The 8,000-nt window shown below is 63.6% G+C and carries 8 protein-coding genes; 5 read left to right on the top strand and 3 right to left on the bottom strand.

The features are described 5' to 3' along the window. Together BUB54_RS12385 and BUB54_RS12380 are read right to left on the bottom strand one after the other, a co-directional pair. On the bottom strand, positions 1 to 287 hold a 287-nt coding region (locus BUB54_RS12385; protein ID WP_139284892.1), incomplete at its 3' end, for a transposase. Between the two features lie 89 nt (positions 288 to 376). Beyond that, positions 377 to 649: a hypothetical protein gene (locus BUB54_RS12380; RefSeq protein WP_244890779.1), complete on the bottom strand. Its 273-nt coding sequence runs from the start codon at positions 647 to 649 to the stop codon at positions 377 to 379. Positions 650 to 809: 160 nt separating this feature from the next. On the opposite strand from BUB54_RS12380, the gene mscL reads away from it, so the two are divergent. Further along, positions 810 to 1,274 carry a large conductance mechanosensitive channel protein MscL gene (gene mscL / locus BUB54_RS12375; RefSeq protein ID WP_048880526.1) on the top strand — a complete coding sequence of 155 codons (465 nt, stop codon included), beginning with the start codon at positions 810 to 812 and terminating at the stop codon, positions 1,272 to 1,274. A gap of 7 nt (positions 1,275 to 1,281) precedes the next feature. On the opposite strand, the gene BUB54_RS12370 is transcribed toward mscL, so the two are convergent. Then, positions 1,282 to 2,151, bottom strand: coding sequence for a LysR substrate-binding domain-containing protein (locus BUB54_RS12370; RefSeq protein WP_048880527.1), 870 nt, complete (start codon positions 2,149 to 2,151; stop codon positions 1,282 to 1,284). Between the two features lie 112 nt (positions 2,152 to 2,263). Here BUB54_RS12370 and BUB54_RS12365 point away from each other — a divergent pair, with 112 nt between their 5' ends. The 4 genes from BUB54_RS12365 to BUB54_RS12350 are packed head-to-tail and all read left to right on the top strand — an operon-like array spanning position 2,264 to position 7,994. Next, a complete protein-coding gene (locus BUB54_RS12365) occupies positions 2,264 to 4,150 on the top strand; it encodes an FUSC family protein (protein ID WP_048880528.1) in 1,887 nt (628 codons plus the stop codon). 39 nt (positions 4,151 to 4,189) lie between these two features. Continuing rightward, a complete protein-coding gene (locus BUB54_RS12360) occupies positions 4,190 to 5,146 on the top strand; it encodes an acetyl-CoA carboxylase carboxyltransferase subunit alpha (RefSeq protein ID WP_048880529.1) in 957 nt (318 codons plus the stop codon). A 52-nt stretch (positions 5,147 to 5,198) separates the two neighbouring features. Beyond that, complete coding sequence (locus BUB54_RS12355) at positions 5,199 to 7,721, top strand: helicase-related protein (protein WP_048880530.1); 2,523 nt, start codon at positions 5,199 to 5,201, stop codon at positions 7,719 to 7,721. After that, entirely contained in the window at positions 7,722 to 7,994 is a 273-nt protein-coding gene (locus tag BUB54_RS12350) for an RNA-binding S4 domain-containing protein (protein ID WP_048880531.1), read from the top strand. Positions 7,995 to 8,000: the final 6 nt, after the last annotated feature.

The following is an 8,000-nucleotide window of genomic DNA, read 5'->3' as shown; positions in this document are numbered from 1 at the left end:
TTTAGCGCCAAAAACCAGCGATAGGCGACATTCACCTCGATCTCGCGCACCAGTTGCCGCTCCGAGCGAATGCCAAACAGGTAGCCAAGGAACAGCGCCTTGAACATTAAGGTCGGATCCAGCGGCGGCCGCCCATTATCCGGGCAGTAGAGCCCGGCCACCAGATCATGGATGAACGTAAAATCAATCACAGCGTCGATCTTGCGCAGCAGGTGGTCCGCCGGGACCAGGCTGTCCAATGTAACAATCTCAAGCGCCGTCTGCGGCGAGGATGGTTTCTTCAGCATCACAACAATGAATCAAAAACCCCCGGCTTGCGCCAGGGGTTTGTCAGCAGTCTGAAAGGGCGCCCTGTAGGGCGGCCTTTTTTATTGTTTTATTGCCCGTTTTTATCCCAGGGCGCGTTGCCGAGATCTACTTGCTTCGAGGTGGTGTTGGAGCCCGCAATGGCGCCCGCGCCCGCGCCGATTCCAGCGCCTACCACCACGCCGATCGGCCCGCCGACAATGCCGATCAACGCGCCTGTTGCGGCACCCCCGGCGGCGGTGCCGGTGGTACGCCCTGTCCCATTGCCGCATCCGGCGAGGGAAAGCGCCAAAGCAAGCGCGAGGCAAATCCTGAGCATCCAACTCTCCTGTTCGTCTGGCACGCTTGTCACAGACCGCACCCCTCCAGGCAAGCCATCGCCCTGGCGTGAGGAGACCCAGCCAGAATACGCAACATTAAGAATTTATGAGTGCTTGCAAAAAAAGGTTGCGGCGCCAATCGCGCCTCGTAAATGTTACGGGGAAACGATAATGGAGGCGTAGATGTCTGATTCGTCTAAATTTCCCGTGCATCTCGCGAAGCCGAGCTGGATGGATGACTTCAAGGCCTTCATCATGCGGGGCAATGTGGTCGATCTGGCGGTTGGTGTCGTGATCGGCGCGGCTTTCACCGGCATCGTCAAATCCCTGGTGTCGGATATCATCAACCCGATTATCGGGCTGATCACGGGCGGTGTGAATTTCTCCAACCATTTCCTCGTCCTTAAAGGCACCCATGTGGCTACCCTAGCGGAAGCGCAGAAAGCCGGAGACGTGACGCTGAATTATGGCGTCTTCATTAATACGGTGATCAATTTCCTGATTGTCGCGGCGGTGATCTTCTGGGTGGTCCGGCTGATTCAGAGGGTTTACAAAACCCCGACGCCGCCCGCCGCGGCGCCCGCGCCAACCCCCACCGAGACGCTGCTGACCGAAATCCGTGATCTGTTGAAAGACAAACCTGCCTGATGGGCGCTCAGCCCACCACCATCTCCACCCAGGCCCGCGCGGCCTGGGACAGATAAGCCCCGCGCCGCCAGGCCAGCGCCATGTCCCACAGCAGAGCCGTATCGCTTAGCGTGAGCAAAGCGGTGCCCTCATGTTCATGCTGCAAGGCGATCAGCCGGGGAAGAAACCCGACCCCCAACCCTGCCGCCGCCAATTCCACAACAAAGCTCACCTGGCTGGAGCGCGCCGCCACGCGGGGGCTAAATCCCGTCCGCAAACAGGCATCGCCCACAATGCTGTTCATGGTGAAGCCTTCCTCGAACAGAATGAACGGTTCATCTGCCAAGTCTCGCAAGGCCACGGCCCCACGCGTGGCAAGCGGATGCTGGTGGGAGACGAGGGCGACAATCGGTTCACAACGTATCGCCCGCCACTCAAACGCTGCGCTGACGGGTTGCAGCAGCCCAGCCAGCTCCACGTCTCCGGCGCGGAGCCTGTCCTCCAGAAATCGGCAGCCGCCTTCAACAAGCTGCAGGCTGATGCCAGGATATTGCCGATGATAAGCGGTGAAGGAGGGGGCAAAAAGACTATCCGCGCCGATGGCGGGCAGGCCCAGTCTGAGCTGGCCGCGGCTGAGCCCGCGCAACTCGTCCAGCTCATTCACCATGTTGGTGCGTTCCGCCAGAATGGCCAAAGCACGCCGGTGCACAATTTCCCCGGCTGCGGTCAGGTTAATCCGCCGCCCCACCCGGTCCAGCAGCGTCACGCCCAGTGTGTCCTCAAGCTGCTTCACCGCCTTGCTGACGGTGGACTGGGTGGCGTGAACATTCCGTGCGGCTTCGGTAAAGCCGTTATAGCGGACGACTTCGGTAAAGATGGTCAAGGTGCGCAGGTCCATGCCATTCTAATAGAGAATGGTTTTAATTCGAACAATTCATTTAGCGCATGCTGCATCGCAACATACATTTAACGTAAAGCCGGGTTTCCGGTTATTATTTTTGGGTGTTCAGATGCGGGCGCAAGATTTGGGATTCAGACAGACAATTCGGCATGCCCCGGCCTGGAGCGTGGTGGAGGCCGTTTACCGTTTGTCCCGGTGGCTGGAAACCCGCTCCTTCGGGCTGACGCCGGAGCAGATCGGCGTTTCCGAGGGGATGCGCGCCGCAACAGCGGTGGTGGTGGTGGTGGGGCTGGCTTACGTGCTGCATTGGCCGGGGCTGGCCTGGGCGGCGTTTGGCGCTTTTTGGTGCTGTTTGGCGGACCCTGGCGGGCCGGACCGGACGCGCCTGAAAGCCATTGGCGGCTTCGCGCTCGGCGGAGCGCTGGTGCTGCCTTGTGTTTCCATGGCGGGCGCCTTGGGCCCGGTTGTGGGTGGCGCGGTGATGCTGGCGCTGGTGTTTCTGACCAACCTGCCGCGCGCCTGGGGCGGCATTGCCGCCGTGCCGGGGATTCTGGTCAGCGTGGTCGCGGTGGTGGGGGTGGATTATCCGCGCTCGCCCGCCGGGGCGTTGCTGCTGGCCGGGGTGTTTCTGGCGGGCTGCCTCTGGGCCATGCTGCTGTGCTTGGCGCTGTGGCGCATCCACCCCCATGCACCGGTGCGCCGTGCCGCAGCCTCCATCTTCGCGCGAGAGGCGGCGATGGTGGGGGAGTTTCTGGCCCTGGTGCAGCAAGGCGATGCGGATGAAGCTGCCTGGACCGCCCTGGATTCCGCCCACCGCCGTGCCGTGCGGCTGGCCATTGAGCGGGGCCGCGTCGCCGTGGCCCGGCTTGAGTCTGGCCGCGCGCGGCATGAGCTTGCGGTGGACGGCGCCGACAGGCTGTTCGCCGGGCTGATCGCGCTGGGGCATTATCTGGCCCATAGCGAAGCCCCGCGTCGCCTGGGGTTTTGCCTCTGGACCCTCCATGCCGCCGTGTTGGAGGCCGAGCATCAAGCTGCGAATCGACGCTTCAACGGCACCCGGCTGGCTGGTTTCGCGGCGGATCTAGCGCAGGATGCGCGGCACCTATCTATTCCCGCCGCTCGCGCCTTTGGGCTGTGTGCGGCGTCCCTGGCCAGCCTTGCGGAAGGGCCCGTGCAACCGGCCCGCCACCCGCGCGCGGAAAAAACCGGGGCAGGGCGCATCACCGCGCCCATTCTGCGCCATGCCGCGCGGGTCACCGTGGCGGTGGGCATGGCTTACATTCTGGCCGCCTGGCTGCATCTGGCGTTTTCCTACTGGGCGACGATGGCAACTGTCATGGTCATGCAGCCCTTGGCCGAAACCACCTGGCCACGCAGCCTGGAACGGATTATCGGCAGCCTGGGCGGCGGGTTGCTAGCGGCCCTGCTGCTGGCCGTTCTGCCCGCCAAGCCGTTTCTGCTTTTGCTGGTGTTTCCGCTGGCGGCGATGACCATCGCGTTCAAGAGCGTGAATTACACGGTGTTCGTGCTGTTTCTCACCTCGCTGTTCGTGCTGGTGATCGCCATGGTGCAACCCGGCGGCGGCATTCCCACAGCCCGCGCCCTCAACAATGTCATCGGCGCGCTGGTGGGTACGGCCGGGGTGCTGTGCCTCTGGCCGGAACGCCGGGAGGGCGGCTTGCGCGCTTTGCTGCAGGCGGCTGTCGTGGCCAATCTGCGTTTGGCGGTGGCGCCTTTAAGCCAGGATGTCGCGGCGCAAGAGCGGCGTGAGGCTGGCATGGCCAGTTCCGAGGCGGAAACCGCCGTCGCGCGGATGCGGCTGGAAGGCCGAGCCCGGCGCGAGCGGCTGCATGAGGCGGAAGAGCTGCTGACCGCCCTGCGCGGCGTGGCCGGAGCGGCGGCGGTGCGCGCGGTGGGCGCGGGCGGCGGTGGTGATCTGGCGCAAGCCATGACACAGCTCCACGTGGCGGCGGAAAGGCTGGGCCTTGAAGCTTAAGGCTTCCTTCCGCGCCGAGATGTGCTAAGGCCCCACATCATGCGCCAGTATCTGGAATTTGAAAAACCTGTCGCCGAGCTTGAGGCCAAGATCGAGGAGTTGCGGCGAATGACCACCGCACCTGGCGAGCTGAATATCGCCGATGAGGTGGCTAAGCTCTCCGTCAAGGCGGACGCGCAGCTCAAAGCGATCTATGCCAAGCTCAGCCCCTGGCAGAAAACCCAGGTTGCCCGTCATGCGGAGCGGCCAAAGGCGGAGGGCGTTATCTCCGCGCTGATCGAGAATTTCACCCCCCTGGCCGGTGACCGCGCCTTTGCCGACGATGCCGCGATCATCGGCGGCATGGGCCGTTTCCGGGGGCAGGCGGTCATGGTGATCGGCACCGAAAAGGGCACCGACACCGAGTCGCGCCTGAAACATAATTTCGGCATGGCGAAGCCCGAGGGCTACCGCAAGGCGCGACGCCTAATGGAACTGGCCGGGCGCTTCAATCTGCCGATTCTCACTTTTGTCGATACATCCGGCGCGTTCCCCGGCATTGAGGCCGAGGCGCGCGGCCAGGCCGAGGCTATTGCCCGCGGCATTGAGGCTTGCCTGGATGCGCCGGTGCCGTTGGTGGCCACTATCATCGGTGAAGGCGGCTCGGGCGGTGCCATCGCGCTCGCGGCGGGCAATGCGGTGCTGATGTATGAACATGCGGTCTATTCGGTGATTTCGCCGGAGGGCTGCGCGTCCATTCTATGGCGCGACGCGGCCCAGGCTGCCACGGCAGCCGAGGCCATGCGGATCACCGCCCAGGACCTCCGGAAACTGGGGCTGATTGACGAGATTGTGCCCGAGCCGGTGGGCGGCGCCCATCGTGACCCGGAAGCGGCGCTGGCGGTTCTGGGCGACGCGGTGGAAAAGGCGCTCACGCCATTGCTGGAGCAGACGCCCGAGGCGCTGAAAGCTCGGCGCCGTGAGAAGTTCCTGGCCATGGGGAAGGTTGGGCTGTAAGGCCCGCGCCCGGCTGGCTTGCAAACTGTCAGCCGGGCCTTAATCTAACTTCATGTCCGGCTTTCAACCCCGGGTGAAGGCTGTTCTCGGCCCCACCAACACCGGCAAGACGCATCTGGCGATTGAGCGTCTGCTGAGCCATTCTTCTGGCATTATCGGTTTTCCGCTGCGCCTGCTCGCTCGCGAGAATTACGACCGCATGGTCAAGGCCAAGGGCATCAAGTCCGTGGCGCTTATCACCGGCGAGGAAAAAATCGTCCCACCTGGCGCGCGCTGGTTTTCCTGCACGGTTGAGGCCATGCCGCTGGACCGCAAGGTAGAATTCCTGGCGGTGGACGAAATCCAGCTCTGCGCCGACCCGGACCGGGGGCATGTTTTCTCGGACCGTCTGCTGAACGCGCGCGGGCTGGTGGAAACCATGTTTCTGGGCTCGGACACCATAGCGCCCCTTATGCGCCGCCTTATTCCTGGTGTGGAAATTGAAACCCGCCCCCGGCTTTCGCAGCTGACTTTCGCGGGTGCGCAGAAGTTGTCTCGCCTGCCGCCGCGTTCGGCCATCGTGGCGTTCTCCGCCGCCGAGGTTTACGCCATTGCCGAGGCCGTGCGACGCCGGCGCGGCGGCTGCGCGGTGGTTATGGGCCGCCTGAGCCCGCGCACCCGGAACGCCCAGGTGGCGCTGTATCAGGACAAAGAGGTGGATTTCCTGGTTGCCACCGATGCCATCGGCATGGGGCTGAACATGGATGTGGACCATGTCGCCTTCGCGGGTATCAGCAAGTTCGATGGCCGTCAGCCCCGGCGCCTGACCCCGGCGGAAGTTGCACAGATTGCCGGGCGCGCCGGGCGGGGTATGCGTGACGGCACATTTGGCACCAGCGCGGACTGCCCGCCTTTGGCCGAGGAGGTAGCCGAGCAGGTCGAGTCTCATGAGTTCGACCCGCTGGAGCAAATTTTCTGGCGCAACAGCACGCTGGATTTCGCCTCCGTGCCCGCTTTGCTCGCCAGCCTTACCGCTGCCCCGTCGCAGATGGGGTTGATCCGTGGTAACGACGCGGCGGATGTGCAAACGCTGGATGCGCTCTCTCGCGATGCGGAGATCATGCGCCGCGCGCAGGGCAGGGCGGCCACGCGCTTGCTCTGGGAAGCTTGTCAGATACCGGATTTCCGTAAATTAGCAACCGACGCGCATGTAAAACTTTGCGGCAAGGTCTTTACGCATCTGCTCAGCCGGGAAAAACTGCCCGTCGATTGGGTGGCGCGCGAGATTGAAAATCTCGACCGTCTGGAGGGCGATATCGACAGCCTGATGCAGAGGCTGACGGACGTGCGTGTTTGGGCGTATATAACCGCACGGGCGGACTGGATGACTGATGCCGATAGCTGGGCCATGCGTGCCCGGGCGGTGGAGGACAGGCTTTCAGACACGCTGCATGTGAAATTAATGGCGCGGTTTGTTGATAAGAGGGCGGCACATTTGACGAGACGCTTGGAAGAGGCCGAGGCGGAAGAGCTGCAGGCAATTGTGGCCCCGGATGGGCTGGTAACGGTGGAAGGCCACGATGTTGGCCGCATTGAGGGCTTTCAGTTTCACCCGGACCCGGCAACCCAGGGGCCTGAGAAGAAAATTCTGCTCCGCGCCGCACGTCGCGCTTTGAGCGTGGAAATGCCGCGCCGGATTCTGGCCGCTGAAACCGCCGCCGATGACGCGATCACCCTTTCGGACGACCGCGCTTTCATCTGGGAAGGCGTGAAGATCGCCCGGTTGAAGAAGAGCGAGATCTTCCTCAAGCCCGGTGTTGAGATACTCCATTCGGAGTTTCTGGACGGTCTGGCGCGTGAGCGTATCCGCGCCCGACTGGCCGTCTGGCTAACCACCGAGACGGAAAAACGCCTCGGTGCGCTGCTCAAAGCCATGGAAAACCCGCCCGCCCCGCTGCGCGGCCTGGTGCACCGGCTCTCCGAGTCCGGCGGCGTGCTGCCGCCCGAGCCCTTCACGCCGGAATTGCGGCAGGAGGCCAAGAAATTCGGCATCGATATGGGGCGGTTCGCCACCTATCTACCCGCTGCGCTGAAGCCCGGCGCGGCCCGGTTGCGGTCTTTGTTCTGGGGCGTGTGGTATGATCGCAATCCGCCGGAACTGCCCGCCCCCGGCCTTGTCTGCGCGCCCATGCCCGCCAACTGGAGCAATGATTTTGCCCTGGCAATGGGCTGGGTGCGGGCCAATGACATCATGATCCGGCTGGATGTGGTGGAGCGCATAACCCGCGAGCTGCATTACCTTATGCGAAAACACCAGATTTTGCTGCCGCCCAATCTGGGCAGCCGCATGGGGCTGAAGCCGGAGCAGCTGGCCCCGACGCTGAACGTGCTGGGTTTCCGCCTGTTCCCCTCCGGGGAGTTGGGCGACAAATATTTCGGCCCGCCAGCCCCGGCCATGCTGGGCCGCCGTAAGCAGGACCATCGCCCGCAACAGCGCCAAGCCGCCCCGGCCCGCAAGGCTGAGCCGAAGCCCGTGGTGGTGGATGAGGACAACCCCTTCGCGGCCCTGGCGGCGCTGAAGATGGCAAGGCGCTGAATGGCGGAAGCCGGAACGGACTGGCTGCGGCTGGATAAGTTCCTGGTTTTTGCGCGGTTCTGCAAAACCCGCTCGGTAGCTGAGGCGCTGGTGGGAAAAGGGGCTGTGCGGATCAATCGCCAACCCACAGACAAGCCACACGCCAAGCTGCGCCCCGGGGATGTGCTGACCCTGGCGCTGCCGCAAGGGGTGAAAGTGGTGGAGGTTGTGCTGCTGCCCGAAAAGCGCGGCAGCGCGCCGCTGGCACAGAGCTGTTACCGGGAAATTGGCTGAACAACT

This window comes from Acidocella aminolytica 101 = DSM 11237 (assembly GCF_900129125.1).
Lineage (GTDB): Bacteria > Pseudomonadota > Alphaproteobacteria > Acetobacterales > Acetobacteraceae > Acidocella > Acidocella aminolytica.
The sequence above is the reverse complement of the archived record's forward strand: the minus strand, read 5'-3'. Positions and strand labels throughout refer to the sequence as shown.